The sequence below is a fragment of the Intrasporangium sp. genome, from assembly GCF_030452765.1.
Classification (GTDB): Bacteria; Actinomycetota; Actinomycetes; order Actinomycetales; family Dermatophilaceae; genus Intrasporangium_A.
The window spans coordinates 1-15,982 of the sequence record NZ_JAKDLO010000107.1; the positions used below are offsets into that span (position 1 = coordinate 1).

Below are 15,982 nucleotides of genomic sequence, written 5' to 3' on the forward strand. Positions count from 1 at the left end.
GGCGAGCCCCGGGGCGCTGCCGCCGCCGAGGAGGATCGCGTGGACGCGGTCGAGCAGGTTGCGCGGCTCGAGCAGGTCGGTCTCCCGGGTGCCGGGCCCGCCGCCGCGCACGTCGACCCCGGCGACCATCCCGCCCGGCGGGGCGAGCACGACGGTGGTGCCGGTGAGCCAGCCCGGCTCGTCGCGGGTGCAGTGACCGACGCGCAGACCGGCGACGTCGGTCAGCGAGTTGGCGGGACCGGGCCTCATCGGCTCTCTCGCAGGTCGTACTCGAGGATGGTCTCGGCCAGCGTGAAGCCGAGGCTCCGGTAGAAGTCGTGCTGGGATGCCTCGACGTTGAGCCTGACCCACTTGACGTCGGTCGCGCGGGACCAGTCGAGCATCCCCTCGATGAGGGCCCGCCCGATGCCTCGCTTGCGATGACCGGAGGCGACGAAGATGGTGCCGACGTAGAGCCAGCTCACCTCGGGCCGGCCTGGGAAGGGCAGCGGCCGCAGCCGGCGGGTGGACAGGACTCCCGCGTGCGCGCCGTGGCTCTGCGCGATCCACGTCGGATGGTCGGGGCGGCTGGCGAGCCACGCGTCGGCGAAGCGGTCGAGGAAGCCCGGCTCCCCGTCGTGGCCGAGGTCTCGGGCCGACTGCAGGTGCAGCGCCGCGACGACGAGGGCGTCATCGGCCCCGGCGCGGCGGATCGTGACGTCGGGCATGACGGAAAGTGAACCACGCCGGAGGTGGGGTGTCAGTGGCCCAGGCCGAGGCGGCGGCTCGTGCGGGCCCGCTGGCGCTGGGTGCGCATCCGGCGCAGGCGCTTGACGAGCATCGGGTCGGCGGCAAGCGCCGCAGGGTTGTCGAGGAGCGAGTTGAGCACCTGGTAGTAGCGCGTCGAGCTCATGTCGAACAGCTCCTTGATCGCCTGCTCCTTGGAGCCCGCGTACTTCCACCACTGCCGCTCGAATGCGAGGATCTCCTGGTCGCGATCGCTCAGGGCCTCGCGAGACTGGACCTGCTCCGTGGCGTGCTCGGTCATGGTTCGGCGCTCACTGCTCCGCTCATTGGTCGTGACGTCTCACTCTGGTCTCGATCGGGCGTCGGCTCCGGACGTTACTCTAGACCCAAATGACATGAGTGTCATTCAGGCAGGGCGGGGGCGGGTCGGCTCGGTCGTCAGCCGAGCAGGGTCGTGCGCAGCTCCTCGGGCGTGTGCGCCACCCTGTCCGGCCGGACCCCGGCCAGGGCCTCCACGTGGCCGGCCCCCCACGTCACGGCAACGGTCGACATGCCGGCCGCCTTGCCCGCAAGAGTGTCGACGACGGCGTCGCCGACATAGACGGCCTCGGCCGGCGTACCGCCGATCGTGCGCACCGCCTTCAGGAGCGGCTCCGGGTCGGGCTTGTGCTTGTCGGTGTCCTCCATCGTGACGAGGACCTCGATGTGGTCGTCGAGGCCGAGCTCGCTCATGACCCGCACGGCCTGCGAGCGCCGCTTCGAGGTCGCCACGCCGAGCCGGAGCCCCGCGGCATCGAGATCGCTGATGACCTCGTTGATGCCCTCGAAGCGGCCCAGCAGGCGGGCGGTGTTCGCGTCGCTCCACTCGAGGTAGGCCTCGACGAGCTCGCCGGCCCGCTCGGGGCAGTAGTCGTGGTAGGCCACCTCGAGCGTCCGCCCGATCCAGGTCCGCAGGACGGCCGGCTCCTCCCGCTTGCCGAGCATCGACTCGATCGTGTGCTGGTGCGACTGGACGATGAGGTCCACGGTGTCGGCGAGCGTGCCGTCGAGGTCGAACACGACGGTCTTCCACCTGGGGCGGGGCTGGGAGGTCACCCGGAGAGCGTAGGCGACAACCGGCCGGATGGCCTCATCCAGCGAGCCAGCGACCGGCCCGCATGACCCGCTGCACACCGTCCGGGTCGGCCATGACGAGGTCGGCGCGGCCCCCCGGCCGGATCACCCCCCGGTCCTCGAGCCCGAGCACCCGCGCCGGTGTCACGCACCCGGCTCGGACCGCCCGCTCCAGCCCGATCCCCGCACGAACCTGACGCAGGACGATCTCCATCGCGTGGGAGGTCCCACCGGCGATCGACCCAGGCCTGCCGTCCGCCGTGGCCAGCCGGGCGACGCCGTCCGACACGAGCACGGGCAGCCCGCCGAGCACATAGCTGCCGTCGCCGATCCCCGCCGCACCCATGGCATCCGAGACGAAGGCCACCTGCCCCTCCCCGACGAGGTCGAGGACGCTCACGACGGTCTCGTCCGCGAGGTGGGCACCGTCGGCGATGAGCTCGACGACGAGCTCTCCGGCGCGCGCCGCCCGCAGCAGCGCCGGCACCGCTCCCGGCTCGCGGTGATGCCACGGGTCCATCCCGTTGAAGAGGTGGGTCGCGAGGTCCGCACCCGCCTCCACGGCTGCCATGACGGTCCCGTATGCCGCCGAGCTGTGCCCCACGGCCGCGTGCACTCCCGCTGCGGTCAGGTGTCGGACCAGCTCGATCCCGCCGGCCCGTTCGGGGGCGAGGGTGACCTGGCGGAGGTGCCCCCGGCCGAGCTCCAGGAGGTGGTCCACCTCGGCCGGGTCCGGGTCGCGCAGCAGCGCCGGGTCGTGGGCGCCGCACCTGGACTCGGCCAGCCACGGTCCCTCGAGGTGGATCCCGTCGACGAGTCCGTCGTCGGCCAGGTCGGCGAGGATCTCGACGCCTCGGGCGAGGTCGGCCGGGGCCAGCGTGACGAGGCTGGCCAGCAGGCTCGTCGTGCCACGCCGGTGATGGTGGCGCGCGGCCGCGGCGGCGGCCTCCGGGTCGAGGTCGAGGAAGGTCGTGCCGCCCCCGCCGTGGCAGTGCACGTCGACGGCTCCGGGCAGGATCACCGTGCCTTCGCCTTCGCCCTGGCCTTCGCCGTGGCCTTCGCCCGCGCGATGCCCGGCTGCCTCCCGAGGCGAGCTGAGCGGCATACCCACTGGGGTGACCGTGGCGATACGGTCACCCTCGAGCTCGATGCGGACGTCGGCGAGCTCCCCGTCCACGAGTGCGCGGCCGTCGAGGACCAGGGTCATGAGGGCTCCTTCGCGTGGGCGGCGTTGGACCGTGCGCCGGGCACGACGATACTGGCGGTACCGTGTCGGCGTGCCGGCCCGCCCCCTCCGCGAGAACGTCGACCCGTCATGGGTGCCCGCGCTCGAGCCGGTCGCCGGGACGATCGCGGCGCTCGGTGACTTCCTGCGCGCAGAGGTCGCGGCGGGGCGCGGCTACCTACCGGCGGGGGACGCGGTGCTGCGGGCCTTCTCGCGCCCGGTCGAGGAGGTGCGCGTGCTCATCGTGGGGCAGGACCCCTACCCGACGCCGGGGCACCCGGTCGGGCTCAGCTTCTCGGTGGCACCGGACGTGCGACCCGTCCCGAGGAGCCTGCAGAACATCCACGCGGAGCTCGGCACCGACCTCGGCCTGCCGCTGCCGGCCACCGGCGACCTGACGCCATGGTTCGAGCGGGGCGTCATGCTGCTCAACCGCGTGCTGACGGTCCGGCCGGGCAAGCCCGCAAGCCACCACGGCAAGGGCTGGGAGGTCGTGACCGAGCAGGCGATCAGGGCCCTTGCCGCACGGGGTGGCCCGCTCGTCGCCATCCTCTGGGGTCGGCACGCCCAGTCCCTGGCCCCCATGCTCGGTCCGGTCCCCAGGATCGAGAGCGCCCATCCCTCGCCGCTGTCGGCGCGATCCGGGTTCTTCGGGTCGAGGCCGTTCAGCCGCGCCAACGAGCTGCTGCGCCAGCAGGGCGCCGACCCGATCGACTGGAGCCTCGTATGACGTCGTCGCCGGGCAGCGAGCCACCGGTCTGGAGCCGCTTCGTCGCGATCGGCGACTCCTTCACCGAGGGCATGCGCCCCACTCCCGATCGAGCGTGCAGCATTCCCCATCGAGCGTGCAGCATTCCCCATCGAGCGTGCACTACTCCCCATCGAGCGTGCAGCATTCCCCATCGAGCGTGCACTACTCCCCATCGAGCGTGCAGCATTCCCCATCGAGCGTGCAGCATTCCCCATCGAGCGTGCAGCGGCGCTTCGTCTTGATCGCGACGAGCGACTGGGTTTGCTCGGCAAGGTTGACGTGTGAGCGCGGGCGCACGACCCGCGCGAGCGGCATACGCTCGCGTCAGCGGTTGGAAGGACCAGGCACGCTGAGTCGGTCACCTGGCCGGCAGGAGAACGAGGATGGGCGAGATGAACAAGACCGAGGATCTGGACGAGCTGCTCGCCGGTGCGTTCGTCACGGGCGAGGTTGCCGCGCTGCGACCGGACTACCGAGTACTGCTCGTCGCGGTCGAGGGACTGGTGCCCGGCAGCCAGGACGAGACCAGCCCGACCCTGCTCGCCCGCGCCGAGGACGCGGCTCGCCGGCTCCTCGCCGACGGGCCTATCGAGCAGCTCCCGCACGTGGCGGCGTGGCGCGAGGCCTACCGGGCGTTCGGCGCCAAGCCACAACGCACCCGCAACAGCCTCGAGGCGCTGTTGCGTCGCGCGGATTCCGGCCTGCCCCAAGTGAACCCGCTCACCGATATCTACAATGCGATCTCGGTGCTGCACGAGCTCCCCCTCGGCGGGGAGGACCTCGACCGATACCAGGGGCCCCCGCGACTGGCACGTGCGACCGGGGCCGAGCCCTTCGACACCGTCGCCGCCGGTATCGAGGTCGTCGAGCACCCTGAGCCCGGCGAGGTCGTCTGGTGCGACCAGGCGGGTGTGACCTGTCGACGGTGGAACTGGCGCCAGGCTCGGCGCACCCGACTCGAGGAGGAGACCACGACGGCCTTGTTCATCATCGACGCCCTCGCCCCCGTCACCGACGACGCGATCCACGCGGCAGCCGACGAGCTCGTCGCCCACCTGGACCGGCTGGGCCCGAAGGTCCAGAGCGCGAGACGCCTGCTGGCCGCGCGTTCGGCCGGTTGAACCACAGAAGTCGCTTGACAGGGGGTCATGCGGAGCGTTTAATCAATCTATCGATTGATCAATGGGTGGGTTGATAACGATGTCGGACCAAGAACCGCTCGACCGGGCCTTCGCGGCCCTGGCCGACCCGGTCCGGCGCGCGATGATCGCTCGGCTGAGCCGGGGGCCGGCAACGGTCAACGAGCTCGCCGAGCCGTTCGAGATCAGCAAACAAGCGGTCTCGAAGCACATCCAGGTCCTCGAGCACGCAGGGCTCGTGACCCGGACCCGGGAGGCCCAGCGCCGCCCCGTGCACCTCAATGCGGCCCGACTCGAGGCACTCACCGCCTGGATCGACCGCTACCGGCTCGTCCACGAGCAACAGTTCCGCAGGCTCGACGCCCTGCTGGAGCACTCACCCGGCGCGCCACGCCGCAGCACCAAGGAGAACCAGCCATGACCAACGAGCTGACCATCGACGCCCCCCAAGGCGTTCCGTGGATCGACTACACCCGCGAGTTCGACGCCCCCGTCGCCGCCGTCTTCAATGCCCATCGCGACCCAGACCTGGTGCGACAGTGGCTCGGGCCGAACGGTTACGAGATGACGATCGAGCGCTGGGACTTCGTCACCGGCGGCAGCTACCGCTACACGCATCAGAGCCAGGGCAGGGAGTACGGCTTCCACGGCCTGTTCCACACCGTCCGCGAGGACGAGTTCGCCATCCAGACCTTCGAGTTCGAGGGCATGCCGGACGAGGTAGCCATCGAGTTCATGTGGTTCGAGGACCTTGGTCACGGCCGGTGCCGACTCCGCGGTCGCAGCATCGGCCGGACCGTGGAGGGCCGCGACGCCATGGTGGCCAGCGGTATGGAGAAGGGCATGAGCGAGGGCTACGAGAGGCTCGAGTCACTCGTCAGCTCGACCTCGACCGCCCCCATCGGCACCGGCGCATGACTGACGCGCCGATGGACTGGACGCTCGAGGTCGTGGTGGTCCCGGTCAGCGACCTCGGGCGCTCGATCGCCTTCTACCGCGACCAGCTCGGCTTCGCGCTCGACCACGAGACGCACAACGAGCACGTGCACCTCGCGCAGCTGACACCGCACGGCTCCGGCTGTTCGATCGTCATCGGCACCCTGCCGTCACCGAACCAGATGGTGCCCGGGTCGCTGCACGGCGTGCAGCTCGTGGTGGCCGACGCCGAACTGGCCCGGGCCGAGCTCGTCGAGCGGGGAGTCGACTGTTCGCAGATCACGGTCTTCGACGAGCGGGACGGAGGAACGTTCTTCGGCTTTTCCGATCCCGACGGGAACACGTGGTCGGTGCAGCAGATCCGCGCTCGGGGCGACCGTCCGCTCACAGCTCGAGAGAGTCGGGGACGGTCGAGCTGATGCTCGCTTCTGCCGGGAGGTGGTGCCCGGTCGACCACAGATGGCAGACTCCGCAGATGCGACTGTATGATGCTTCTCATGCCGCATCTGCGTATCAGCGAGGCTGCAGCTCTCCTCGGCGTCAGTGACGACACCGTCCGTCGGATGGTCGACTCCGGCCGCCTCGTCGGCGGCACCGACGAGTCCGGTCGCCGGACCGTCGACGGTGCCGAGCTCGCTGCCGTGGCCCGGGAGCTGGCCCACCCGGCTGAGGTCGGCGTCATCGGCGGCGCCTCGGCCCGCAACCGGATGCGCGGCATCGTCACGGCTATCACCAGAGACACCGTGATGGCCAAGGTGGAGCTGCAGTGCGGACCGTTCCGCATCGTCTCGCTCGTGTCCGCCGAGTCGGTCGACGACCTCGGCCTCACGGTCGGCTCGGTGGCGGTGGCCTCGGTCAAGTCCACCCACGTCGTCGTCGAAGTCCCGGCATGAGCGCCGACCGACGCGAGGACCCGACCGAGCGCCAGCGAGGCGGGTCCCACGCTCCGCGTGGGCGGCCCGCAGCGGCGGGAAGAGGCGCGGCAGTGGGCATGAGCAGGCGAGGCGGGCACCGGGCACGCGTGACCCGCGACGGCCTCCAGCCCGGCAGGCGCGGGGTCGGCGGGCGACCAGCCGCCGCACTCACGGCGCTGGTTGCCGTTCTGCTCCTGGCCGGGTGCGGAGCGACCGGCTCACCCCGAGCAGATGCTTCGCCAAGGGGCGGCATCGAGTCCGGCAGCGGTGTCACCGGCACGGTGACGGTCCTGGCGGCCGCCTCGCTCACCGAGTCCTTCGACGCCATCGCGGCCAAGCTCGAGCGAGCCCATCCCGGCCTGACCGTCGAGGTGTCCTACGGCTCGAGCGCCACCCTTGTCCAACAGGTCAACCAGGGCGCCCCGGCCGACGTGGTCGCCCTGGCCGGTGAGGCCGCCGCGAAACCCCTCGACCCGGCTCGCGTCAGGAGCAGCGACACCTTCGCGAGCAACTCTCTCGAGATCGCCGTGCCACCAAGCAATCCCGGCCACGTGACCAGCCTGACCGACCTCTCCGGGCTGGACCTGAAGGTCGTGCTCTGCGAGGTCACCGTCCCGTGCGGCAAGGCCGCCGCCGCCACGCTCGCCAAGGCCACGGTCGAGCCGCACGTCGTCTCCCGCGAGATCGACGTCAAGGCGACTCTGGCCAAGGTCTCCCTCGGCGAGGCAGACGCCGCGATCGTCTACCACTCGGACGTCGTCGCGGCCAAGGGCGCGGTCAGCGGCATACCGATCCCGGCGGAGCTGAACACCACCCTGGACTACCCGATCATCAGGCTCGACGACGAAGCCGCCACCCGCGTGTTCGTCCACGCCGTGCTGAGCCCTCAGGGCCGAGCGACGCTGACCTCGCTCGGCTTCGGACCGCCGTGACCTGGCGGTCCCGCCTCGGTCTGGGCGGGCCGGCCCTCGTCGCGGTCCTCCTGCTCACCCTGCCGCTGGTCGCGCTGCTGGCCCGCGCGGACTGGGGGCGCCTCGTCAGCGACGTGACAGGCGGCACGGCACTGCCGGCCCTGCGCCTCTCGCTCGTCACGACGTCCTCGACCGCTGTGCTCTGCCTGGTTCTGGGCACGCCGCTCGCGTGGCTGCTCGCACGCTCGGACCACGCCGGAACCCGTTGGCTGCGTGCGCTGCTCACCGTCCCGCTCGTCCTGCCACCGGTCGTCGGTGGTGTCGCGCTGCTCATGACGTGGGGCCGCACCGGCATCCTCGGGCAGTACCTCTCCCCCTTGGGCATCGAGATCCCGTTCACGACCGTTGCGGTCGTCGTCGCCGAGACCTTCGTCGCGATGCCCTACTACGTGCTCGCGGTCGAGGGGGCGATGCGCGGGCTCGACCCGCGGCTCGAGTCCGTGGCCCGCACGCTCGGCGCCTCCGACCTTCGCTACCTGCGTACGGTCGCCCTGCCGCTCGTCGTGCCCGGCATCGCGAGCGGGCTGGCCCTGGCCTGGGCCAGGGCGCTCGGCGAGTTCGGAGCCACGATCACCTTCGCAGGCAACTTCGCCGGCCGCACCCAGACGGCGCCGCTCGCCGTCTACGTCGCGCTCCAGGAGGATCCGAGCGTCGCGACGTCGATCAGCATCGTCCTGCTCACCGTTAGCGTCATCGTCCTCGGGCTGCTCAGAGGCCGGTGGATCCGATGAGCGAGGCAGCACTCGACGCACGAATCTCCCTGACCCGCGGCACCCTTCAGGTCGACGTCAGCCTGGCGGCAGCGCGTGGCGAGGTCATCGGCATCCTCGGCCCCAACGGCGGGGGCAAGACCTCGACCGTCCTCGCGCTCGCCGGCGTGCTGCCGCTCGAGGAGGGGCACGTCGTCGTGTCGGGCACGACGTGGGAGACGGCCGGCGGCCCTCGTCGCCTGCCCGAGCAGCGCAGCGTCGGGCTCATGCTCGCCGATGCCCTCCTCTTCCCCCATCTGCGGGCCATCGACAACGTCGCCTACGGCCCCCGCAGCCGCGGCGTGCCGGCGCGCGCGGCGCGCACGCGAGCGCGGCAGGAGCTGGCCCGGGTCGGGCTCGGCGACCTCGTCGACGCCCGGCCGAGCGAGCTGTCCTCGGGTCAGGCGGCCCGCGTCGCGCTTGCCCGCGCGCTGGCCGCCGACCCGGACCTGTTCCTGCTCGACGAGCCGCTGTCGGCGCTCGACCCCGAGACCCGCGCCCGGACCCGCTCCGAGCTCGCTCGGCGCCTGCGCGACTACGGCGGCGTCACCGTCCTGGTGACACACGACCCCCTCGACGCCCTGACGCTCGCCGACCGGCTCGTCTTCGTCGAGGCCGGCGCAGTGACGCAGGTGGGCACCCCGAGCGAGGTCCTCCGCGAGCCGCGCACCCCATACGTCGCCACCGTGGTCGGCCTCAACTTGTATGCCGCCCAAGCAGATTCGCACGAGGTGCTGACTCTCGCCGGTGGTACGCCACTCATCGTAGGAGAAAGCCCGCTCGGGCAGGTCTGGGCGGCGGTCTCCCCGCACGCGGTGGTCCTGCACCGCGAGCGGCCCGAGGGATCGTCGCGCAACGTCTGGGCGATGCGCGTCACCGAGGTGACCCTTCGGGGACAGTCCGCGCGGGTGTCCCTCACCGAGCCGCTCGAGCTGATCGCCGAGGTCACCCTCGCCTCGGTCGCTGCACTCGGCATCCAGGTCGGCAGCCATCTGTGGGCCTCCGTCAAGGCGACCGAGGTCAGCACCTACCCTCGCTGACCGCCCGCTCGGGAGAGCCGTGCGACCCACCAGGTGAGCGGCATACGGCTGCGTTGGGGCGGGGCGCGAGTGCCCCATCTCGTGGTTACCCGGACACCCAGCTCGGACGGACGGTTCAATGGGGGACGTGCGCGTCCGCCGTGCATCGAGGAGGGGATCTCAGCACGCCCAACCGAGGAGGTCCGATCATGATGACCACGAAGCCGAAGTCCGTTCGCAGACGCACCTTGAGTCTCCCCAGCCTCGCCCTCCTGTTCGTCCTCACCCTCGTCGGCGCAGTCCTGCCCGTGCAGGTCAGCAGCGCCCACCACCCCACCGCACCGACCGCGCTCGCGGTCACGATGTCGACCGACACGTCCGGCTTCGGCGACGCGCAGGGCGTACCAGAGGTCCTCGCCGCGGCGGGGCAGCCGATCACCCTGACCGTGACCCTCCAGCCGGCAGGCGCGACGTTCACGTCCGACACCGACTTCGACCTCGACGCGTGCATCGGCGCCGCGGACGACACCTGCGCACCGGCTCCGGGGCACCTGTCCGCCCAGTCGATCACGATCCCGGCCGGACAGACCTCCGGGACCGACACCGTCAGCTACTCCCGACCGGACAACGGGGTGCGGGTCTCCGTGACCCCGAGTCTTCACACGGGGCAGACCGCCGGCTTCCCGACCGGCTACTCGAACGCCTTCGACAGCCTCATCACCGTGCTGACGGCCCCCAGCACCGATCCCACGCTGGCGACCGGCTTCGGGGCCGGCTCGTGCGACCGGCACAGCACCGCCCCGGTGTGCGGCTACGTCGTGCTTCCCCAGCAGGTCGCCTCCGAGCAGGTCGGCCTGTCGACCGGAGCGTGCACGGGGATCGCCGCGTGCTCCCCCGGGTCGCAGGTCGTCCAGTTCGTCGGCACGCTCGGCAACAACTACACGACGCACACGCCGGCGACGATCGTCATGCGGTGCGACAAGTCGGTGTGTCGAGGCGGAGGCGTGCCCCACTACACGATCAAGCTCAGCTTCGACCCGAGCGGGCCGCTCGACATCGTCGCCCCGGCCTGCCTGAGGAAGGGCGTCGCCGAGGGCATCGACGCCGCGGGCAACCGGACCGACTACTGCGTCGACTACCGACAGAGCCACCGCAACGCCGGTGACCTGCTGCTCTACGTCCTGACGACACGCGACTACCGCGGCACCTACTGAGCATCCGTCGGCGAGGGCCCGGGCTCGGACCAGCGCAGTGGGTAGGGCAGCGAAACGACGCCGAAGTCCGTCAGGGCGCGCTCTGCTCCGGCCCGGTCCGGGCCCGCCGCATGGAGCTGTTCGCACGCGGTGGCGAGCCCGAGCACGTTGAGGGCCCGGCCATGGCCGCCGTCCGCGTCGCTCGGCGCGCTGGCCCCGAGCGCGAACGCGTCGCGTGCCTCGGCCGGCTCCCCGGCGACGAGCCGGGCCGCACCACGCAGCCAGTGGACGCCGGCGGACAGCTGCACGGCGCCCACTGCCTCGGCTCGCTGCTGTATCGCCTCGATCGCCGGGATGAGCGACGCGGGGTTCCCTCCGGTCGCGGCGGGCCTCATGGATCGGGGAAGCTCGGTCGTGAGCAACGACAGCTCGGCGTCGACGGCCTCCTGGACGAGGCCGAGTCGCTCGAGGCTGTCCTTCGCGAGCTCGAGCTCGTGACGCGCCTGCGCGAGGTGTCCCTGTCCGAGCCGAACCTTGCCGAGCTCCCGTCCGACGAGCGCGACCAGCTCCGGGTCGTCCACCACCCGGGCCGCACGTCCCGACGCGTCGAGGAGCACCTCGGCCTCGCCGTGACGGCCTTGACGAATCAGCAGGTCGGCCTGGTTGTACAGGGTGTTCGCCTCCTCGGCCGTGTCGCCGACCCGTCGGAACAGGGTGGCGGCACGCGCGTAGCGTTCCTCGGCCAGCTCCCACTCGGCGTCGATCAGCGCCCGGATACCGAGGTTGTTCAGGCATTTGGCCTGCATGCGCAGGTCCCCCGACCGCTCGCTCGCGGCCAGGGCCAGCGAGCTGTACGGCTGGTCGAGCTGCTGCCCGGCGGTCGTGAGGATGTGGCCGCGCGCGTTGTACGCCTGGGCGAGGGCCTGCGGGTCGCCGGAGCGCTCGGCCGCCTCGACGGCGATCCGGGACCAGTCCACCGCGTCGGCGTGCCTCGCCTGCAGGTGCCTGACGAATGCGGACTGGACCGCCAGGAGGGAGGCCACCGCGTCTGCCTCCGGCCCGGTAACGCTCGTCAGGAGAGCCCGCGCGCGGGTGATCGTGCGCAGCGCGGCCGTGAACGCGCCACCTCGGTGCAGGATACGGATCTCCTTGGACATGACGCGGGCGAGCCGGAGCGGATCGGCGTCGGCCCAACGCCTCGCCCGCCGGTAGGCGCCGACGGCATCCCGGGACAGTCCCGCCAGCTCGGCGACGTCACCCATCTCCTCGAGCACGGTGGCGACCTCGGCCGCGGGGAGGCCGTCGAGGCGGGCCGCCGACTCGACGGCCCGCTGGTAGAACGCCAGCGCCTCCGGATAGAGGAAGTTCTGCCGCGCCCGATCCGCGGCCATCCGGGAGTAGGTCCACGCCCGTGCATCGTCCCCCGCCTCGGAGAAGTGCGTGGACAGCGCGCCCGAGACCGTGCCCAGCTCCGCGGCGGACGCCTCCAGGACCTCCCCGACGCGCTGGTGCATCCGCCGCCGCAACCGGTACGGCAGCCCGGCGTAGGCGACGTCCCGAGTCAGGACGGTCCGGAACCGGAGCCAGGTGGGCACGGGCCCGTCCTGGACGATCAGCTCACCCAGCTCACGCAGGTCCTGCTGCGTCACGACCCACCCCTGTGCCCGCACGAGCCCGGCGAGGTCGGCGACGGAGAACCGCTCACCGAGGACCGCGGCGAACCGGAGCAGGGTCCGTGCCCGAGGTGACAGGCGACCGATCTCGCCGCCGATCACGGCCTCGATCGAGTCCGGCAGATCGGTCGCGGACCCGGATCGGCCGGTCTCCAGCAGAGCCCGGAGGAAGAGTGGGTTGCCCCCCGCCTTGGTGACCATGGCCCGCAGGAGATGCTCGCTCACCGGCTCGTCACTGGTCAGGGACTGCAGCATCGCCATCGAGGCGGACGCGTCGAGCGGCGCAAGGGAGATCCGCACCGCTTCCGGATCGCCTGCGAGATCCAGCCCGCCGGGGCCAGGACGCCGCGTCGTCAGGACCAGCCACGGCCGGTCCTGCCGGTTGGCCAGCACGCCCTCGATGAGCTCGACCGACGGGCCATCCATCTGCTCGGCGGCATCCAGGAGGAAGAGCGTCGGGGTGCGGAGGCTGGCCCGGAGGAAGTCCATGAACACCTGTGCCTGGCGTCCACCTCGGAACTCCTCATCCAGGTCCTGCACCTCGAGCGTGGGCGGCAGCCCGAGGTCGAGCAGGGCTCCCAGCAGCGGTACCCACGCGAGCAGGTCCGGCGCCCGCGAGTGGACCATGTCGAGCAGGGCCGCGGACTGCCTGCTCGCCGAGGCTGTGGGCGCGATCCCGATGACCTCACGCAACAGTCGCCGTGCCGCCCGGTGCGCGCCGGACTCGCCGAAGTGCCCGCTCGGCCCCCGAAGGACCGTGAAACCTGTGGCGAGCCGCATCCCCGCACCGAGAAGTGCCGACTTGCCGACGCCGGCCGCACCGGCGATCTCGACGACGCCGGGCGTGCCGAGCCGGCACCTGTCGACCGCGTCCCGGATCACGGCGAGCTCGGCGTGCCTGCCCTGGATGGCGTTGGTCTGGGGGGTTCCCCCTCTGAGGCCGTGTTCCGGCCAGGTGTCCTGCGTCGAGTCGACGAGCGAGGCCTGGATCGGGTAGGTCTTCCCCTTGACCCGGAAGGGTTCCACCGGCTGCAGCACGAACCCGGCGCCGGCCCGCTCGACGACCTCCCGCGTGGCGAGGACCTGGCCCGTGGCGGCATGGGCCATGACCCGTGCAGCGACGTTGATCGCGTCGCCCTTGACCGAGTAGGTCCGACGGAAGGCCGGCCCGAAGTCGGCGGCGAACACCCGTCCCCGGTTGACCCCGGCCCGAAGCGGGAGCACGCCGGCCCGGTCCACGACGGTGCGCACGACGCGCAGCACACGCGCGTCGAGATCCTCGCCGCCACCGGGTGCACCGGCGACGAGCATGATCTTGCCGCCGTCTCGGTTGATGTCGCTCTCGAGCAAGGTGACCTGCTCGACCGCACATGCCGTCTGGACGTTTCGCACGACCTCGTCGAGCGCCTCGGCGAGGCCGGCAGGGCCCTGCTCGTCGAGCACGGCGTCCGTGCCCGAGAACTGCACGAAGGCCACTGCGATGGGCCGGTGCTCGGACTCGCCGGCAGCCGCCAGCAGGTGAGCGCGGACGGGCGGTGGGAGCAGCCCGGCGATGTCACGGTCGGAGACGGTCACGGCTCGCTTCGGGGGCCCGGCCGACGATCCGGGGTCGGCTGACAATCCGGGGTCGGCTGACCTGCGCGGCTCGGTGATGCGGCCCTCCGACGAGCGCGCGGGCTGCCGGGACGGCACCCGCCGCACGAGCAGCAAGCCGTCGCGCCGCGGAGCCACCGCCGAGGGGCGCAGCAGGGCTGCGGTGCTCGGCCCGACGGCGATCTGCCCTGCCGTGGCTGCGGCTTCCAGCTCGGCGGTCCGACTGGCGGCCGGCCCGCTGACGATGAGCTCACGATGGATCGACGGGTCTCCGACGAGGAAGAAGTCGAAGGCTCCGCTGTGCACCCCGACCGACATCCGGAGGGTCACCGCGCCGGCCGAGGAACGGGTGCGGCCGACGGAGTAGAGCGTCCGGCGCATGGCCGCGGCGGCCCGCACAGCCCTGATGGCATGCTGCTCGCCCTGGAAGAGGAGCAGCACGGCGTCCCCGCCCCACTTGATGAGGTCGGCCCCTGCCCGGTGCGTCTCGTCGAGCAGGCTCGTGAAGGTCGAGCTGAGCAGGTCGCTGAGCTCCTCGGACCCGACGACCCCGAGACGGGTCAGCCGCTCGGCCAGGCTGGTGAAGCCGGCGATGTCGACGAACGCCATCGACCCCTCGACCCGACGGTGTCGAGCATCCGGATCCTCGGTGAGCCAGTCCAGGGCGAACTGCGGCACATAGGCCCGCAGCGGGTACTCGGCCATCCCCTCACCGTCTCGAGTGGACCCGAAGGGTGGCGCCCTCTCGTGCCACGGTGACTCGCATCGGCCCGCGCACGGTGTGCTCGATGGCGGCGAGCTGGCTGTCGGTGCGGGTTGGCGAATGGTGGAAGAGCACGACGTGCCCAGCCCCGACCTCGGCACCGAGCTCGATGCTGTCGAGGATCGTCGAGTGGCCGAAGCGGCCCGCTACCTCGCGCTCGACCTGCTCGAACTGTGCGTCGTGCACGAGCACGTCGACGCCGCGCAGCCGGGCCGCGGTCTGGGCGGATCGGGACACGGCCACGTGGTCGGGCACGTACGCCATGGACCCGGCCTCGTCCTCGATGCGGAAGCCGTAGGTCGTGCCACCCTTGTGCTCCACCTCGAAGGCGGTGACGGTGAAGCCGGCGGTCTCGATGGTGCCGGTCTCGAGCGCGTGGAACCGCCAGTGCCCCTGCAGCCCCTCGGGCAGGATCGGGAAGAACGGCGGTGCGAGGAGTCCGGCCAGCAGGTCGCGAGCGCCGAGCCCGTCCTGAGCCGGCAGGTAGAGGTCGACGCTACTGTCCGGGTGGTCGCCCTTCGTGAAGAACGGGAGCCCCTGGACGTGGTCCCAGTGCAGGTGGCTCAGCATGATCGTCCCGGTGAAGGCCGGTGTCGTGAGCTGCTCAGCGAGCATCCGGATCCCGGTCCCCGCGTCGAGGACCAGCGTCGGGTCGTCGCCGCCCTCGGGGACGACGGCGACGCACGACGTATGCCCGCCATAGCGCGTGAACTTCGGCCCTGGGGCCGGGGTCGAGCCACGCACGCCGAGGAAGAGCAGCTTCACCGGATCACCTCGCTCCCGAACGTAACGCACTCATGCGCCCAGACGGGACAAAGCGGGCCTGCGCACCGACCATTCGGCCCGCGTGGGCGCCGGGCGGCCCACTCACGGCCTACGCTGCGGGGGGACGGCAGTGGCGCGAGGAGGACGGGTGGACTGCGACTACCTGGTCGTCGGTGCCGGGGCTGCGGGCTGTGTCGTGGCCGAACGGCTGTCGCGGGACCGGAGCTCGGTCGTGGTCCTCGTCGAGGCAGGCGGGCCGGTGCGGCATCCGCTGGTGCGCGTGCCCAAGGGTTTCGTGCTGGCGATGCAGCACCCCGGCTGGACGTACCGCTACCCGGCGCGGACCGCGGACGGCGGGATCGAGACGTGGGTGCGGGGCCGGGGCCTGGGCGGGTCGAGCGTGGTGAACGGGATGATGTACCTGCGGGGGGAGCCTGCGGGCCACGACGAGA

18 protein-coding genes are annotated in these 15,982 nt (G+C 71.8%); 11 read left to right on the forward strand and 7 right to left on the reverse strand.

Annotation, left to right across the window (positions count from 1 at the left end):
* The 5 genes from L0H79_RS13820 to L0H79_RS13840 all read right to left on the reverse strand — a co-directional run.
* On the reverse strand, nt 1-249 hold a 249-nt coding region (locus L0H79_RS13820), incomplete at its 3' end, for a P1 family peptidase (RefSeq protein ID WP_301485205.1).
* The gene (locus L0H79_RS13825; protein WP_301485206.1) at nt 246-707 is read right to left on the reverse strand and encodes a GNAT family N-acetyltransferase; all 462 of its coding nucleotides are present in this window, start codon (nt 705-707) and stop codon (nt 246-248) included. The genes L0H79_RS13825 and L0H79_RS13820, both read right to left, overlap by 4 nt.
* Before the next feature lie 32 nt (nt 708-739).
* Nucleotides 740-1,027 carry a DUF3263 domain-containing protein gene (locus tag L0H79_RS13830; RefSeq protein ID WP_301485207.1) on the reverse strand — a complete coding sequence of 96 codons (288 nt, stop codon included), beginning with the start codon at nt 1,025-1,027 and terminating at the stop codon, nt 740-742.
* 137 nt (nt 1,028-1,164) lie between these two features.
* On the reverse strand, nt 1,165-1,821 hold the full coding sequence (locus L0H79_RS13835) for an HAD family hydrolase (protein ID WP_301485208.1): 657 nt from the start codon (nt 1,819-1,821) through the stop codon (nt 1,165-1,167).
* Nucleotides 1,822-1,855: 34 nt separating this feature from the next.
* A complete protein-coding gene (locus L0H79_RS13840) occupies nt 1,856-3,046 on the reverse strand; it encodes an N-acetylglucosamine-6-phosphate deacetylase (RefSeq protein WP_301485209.1) in 1,191 nt (396 codons plus the stop codon).
* A 70-nt stretch (nt 3,047-3,116) separates the two neighbouring features.
* Here L0H79_RS13840 and L0H79_RS13845 point away from each other — a divergent pair, with 70 nt between their 5' ends.
* The 10 genes from L0H79_RS13845 (at nt 3,117) to L0H79_RS13890 (ending at nt 10,757) form a co-directional block, all read left to right on the forward strand.
* Nucleotides 3,117-3,794 carry a uracil-DNA glycosylase gene (locus L0H79_RS13845; RefSeq protein WP_301485210.1) on the forward strand — a complete coding sequence of 226 codons (678 nt, stop codon included), beginning with the start codon at nt 3,117-3,119 and terminating at the stop codon, nt 3,792-3,794.
* 413 nt (nt 3,795-4,207) lie between these two features.
* On the forward strand, nt 4,208-4,936 hold the full coding sequence (locus L0H79_RS13850; RefSeq protein WP_301485221.1) for a B3/4 domain-containing protein: 729 nt from the start codon (nt 4,208-4,210) through the stop codon (nt 4,934-4,936).
* Between the two features lie 79 nt (nt 4,937-5,015).
* Complete coding sequence (locus L0H79_RS13855; RefSeq protein WP_301485211.1) at nt 5,016-5,375, forward strand: helix-turn-helix transcriptional regulator; 360 nt, start codon at nt 5,016-5,018, stop codon at nt 5,373-5,375.
* The gene (locus L0H79_RS13860) at nt 5,372-5,872 is read left to right on the forward strand and encodes an SRPBCC family protein (protein ID WP_301485212.1); all 501 of its coding nucleotides are present in this window, start codon (nt 5,372-5,374) and stop codon (nt 5,870-5,872) included. The genes L0H79_RS13855 and L0H79_RS13860 overlap by 4 nt, the downstream gene beginning before the upstream one ends.
* 11 nt (nt 5,873-5,883) lie before the next feature.
* Nucleotides 5,884-6,309 (forward strand): VOC family protein, encoded by a 426-nt coding sequence (locus L0H79_RS13865; RefSeq protein ID WP_301485222.1) that lies wholly within the window; start codon nt 5,884-5,886, stop codon nt 6,307-6,309.
* 78 nt (nt 6,310-6,387) lie between these two features.
* A complete protein-coding gene (locus L0H79_RS13870; RefSeq protein WP_301485213.1) occupies nt 6,388-6,783 on the forward strand; it encodes a molybdopterin-binding protein in 396 nt (131 codons plus the stop codon).
* Nucleotides 6,784-6,881: 98 nt separating this feature from the next.
* Entirely contained in the window at nt 6,882-7,736 is an 855-nt protein-coding gene (gene modA / locus L0H79_RS13875) for a molybdate ABC transporter substrate-binding protein (protein WP_301485214.1), read from the forward strand.
* On the forward strand, nt 7,733-8,506 hold the full coding sequence (locus L0H79_RS13880; RefSeq protein ID WP_301485215.1) for an ABC transporter permease: 774 nt from the start codon (nt 7,733-7,735) through the stop codon (nt 8,504-8,506). The genes modA and L0H79_RS13880 overlap by 4 nt, the downstream gene beginning before the upstream one ends.
* Nucleotides 8,503-9,564, forward strand: coding sequence for an ABC transporter ATP-binding protein (locus L0H79_RS13885; protein WP_301485216.1), 1,062 nt, complete (start codon nt 8,503-8,505; stop codon nt 9,562-9,564). The genes L0H79_RS13880 and L0H79_RS13885 overlap by 4 nt, the downstream gene beginning before the upstream one ends.
* A 188-nt stretch (nt 9,565-9,752) precedes the next feature.
* On the forward strand, nt 9,753-10,757 hold the full coding sequence (locus L0H79_RS13890; RefSeq protein ID WP_301485217.1) for a hypothetical protein: 1,005 nt from the start codon (nt 9,753-9,755) through the stop codon (nt 10,755-10,757).
* On the opposite strand, the gene L0H79_RS13895 is transcribed toward L0H79_RS13890, so the two are convergent.
* Both L0H79_RS13895 and L0H79_RS13900 read right to left on the reverse strand, forming a co-directional pair.
* Entirely contained in the window at nt 10,751-14,707 is a 3,957-nt protein-coding gene (locus L0H79_RS13895) for an adenylate/guanylate cyclase domain-containing protein (protein ID WP_301485218.1), read from the reverse strand. The genes L0H79_RS13890 and L0H79_RS13895 overlap by 7 nt on opposite strands.
* Before the next feature lie 4 nt (nt 14,708-14,711).
* On the reverse strand, nt 14,712-15,530 hold the full coding sequence (locus L0H79_RS13900; protein ID WP_301485219.1) for an MBL fold metallo-hydrolase: 819 nt from the start codon (nt 15,528-15,530) through the stop codon (nt 14,712-14,714).
* Between the two features lie 148 nt (nt 15,531-15,678).
* Between L0H79_RS13900 and L0H79_RS13905 the strand changes: the two genes are divergently transcribed.
* On the forward strand, nt 15,679-15,982 hold a 304-nt coding region (locus tag L0H79_RS13905), incomplete at its 3' end, for a GMC family oxidoreductase N-terminal domain-containing protein (RefSeq protein WP_301485220.1).

What these genes read in the sequence shown, in the direction of transcription:
- L0H79_RS13895 (WP_301485218.1), bottom strand. Translation starts at nt 14,707, where the DNA reads ATGGCCGAGTACCCGCTGCGGGCCTATGTGCCGCAGTTCGCCCTGGAC.
- L0H79_RS13850 (WP_301485221.1), top strand. Translation starts at nt 4,208, where the DNA reads ATGAACAAGACCGAGGATCTGGACGAGCTGCTCGCCGGTGCGTTCGTC.
- modA (WP_301485214.1), top strand. Translation starts at nt 6,882, where the DNA reads ATGAGCAGGCGAGGCGGGCACCGGGCACGCGTGACCCGCGACGGCCTC.
- L0H79_RS13865 (WP_301485222.1), top strand. Translation starts at nt 5,884, where the DNA reads ATGGACTGGACGCTCGAGGTCGTGGTGGTCCCGGTCAGCGACCTCGGG.
- L0H79_RS13870 (WP_301485213.1), top strand. Translation starts at nt 6,388, where the DNA reads ATGCCGCATCTGCGTATCAGCGAGGCTGCAGCTCTCCTCGGCGTCAGT.
- L0H79_RS13885 (WP_301485216.1), top strand. Translation starts at nt 8,503, where the DNA reads ATGAGCGAGGCAGCACTCGACGCACGAATCTCCCTGACCCGCGGCACC.
- L0H79_RS13890 (WP_301485217.1), top strand. Translation starts at nt 9,753, where the DNA reads ATGATGACCACGAAGCCGAAGTCCGTTCGCAGACGCACCTTGAGTCTC.
- L0H79_RS13855 (WP_301485211.1), top strand. Translation starts at nt 5,016, where the DNA reads ATGTCGGACCAAGAACCGCTCGACCGGGCCTTCGCGGCCCTGGCCGAC.
- L0H79_RS13860 (WP_301485212.1), top strand. Translation starts at nt 5,372, where the DNA reads ATGACCAACGAGCTGACCATCGACGCCCCCCAAGGCGTTCCGTGGATC.
- L0H79_RS13840 (WP_301485209.1), bottom strand. Translation starts at nt 3,046, where the DNA reads ATGACCCTGGTCCTCGACGGCCGCGCACTCGTGGACGGGGAGCTCGCC.
- L0H79_RS13825 (WP_301485206.1), bottom strand. Translation starts at nt 707, where the DNA reads ATGCCCGACGTCACGATCCGCCGCGCCGGGGCCGATGACGCCCTCGTC.
- L0H79_RS13830 (WP_301485207.1), bottom strand. Translation starts at nt 1,027, where the DNA reads ATGACCGAGCACGCCACGGAGCAGGTCCAGTCTCGCGAGGCCCTGAGC.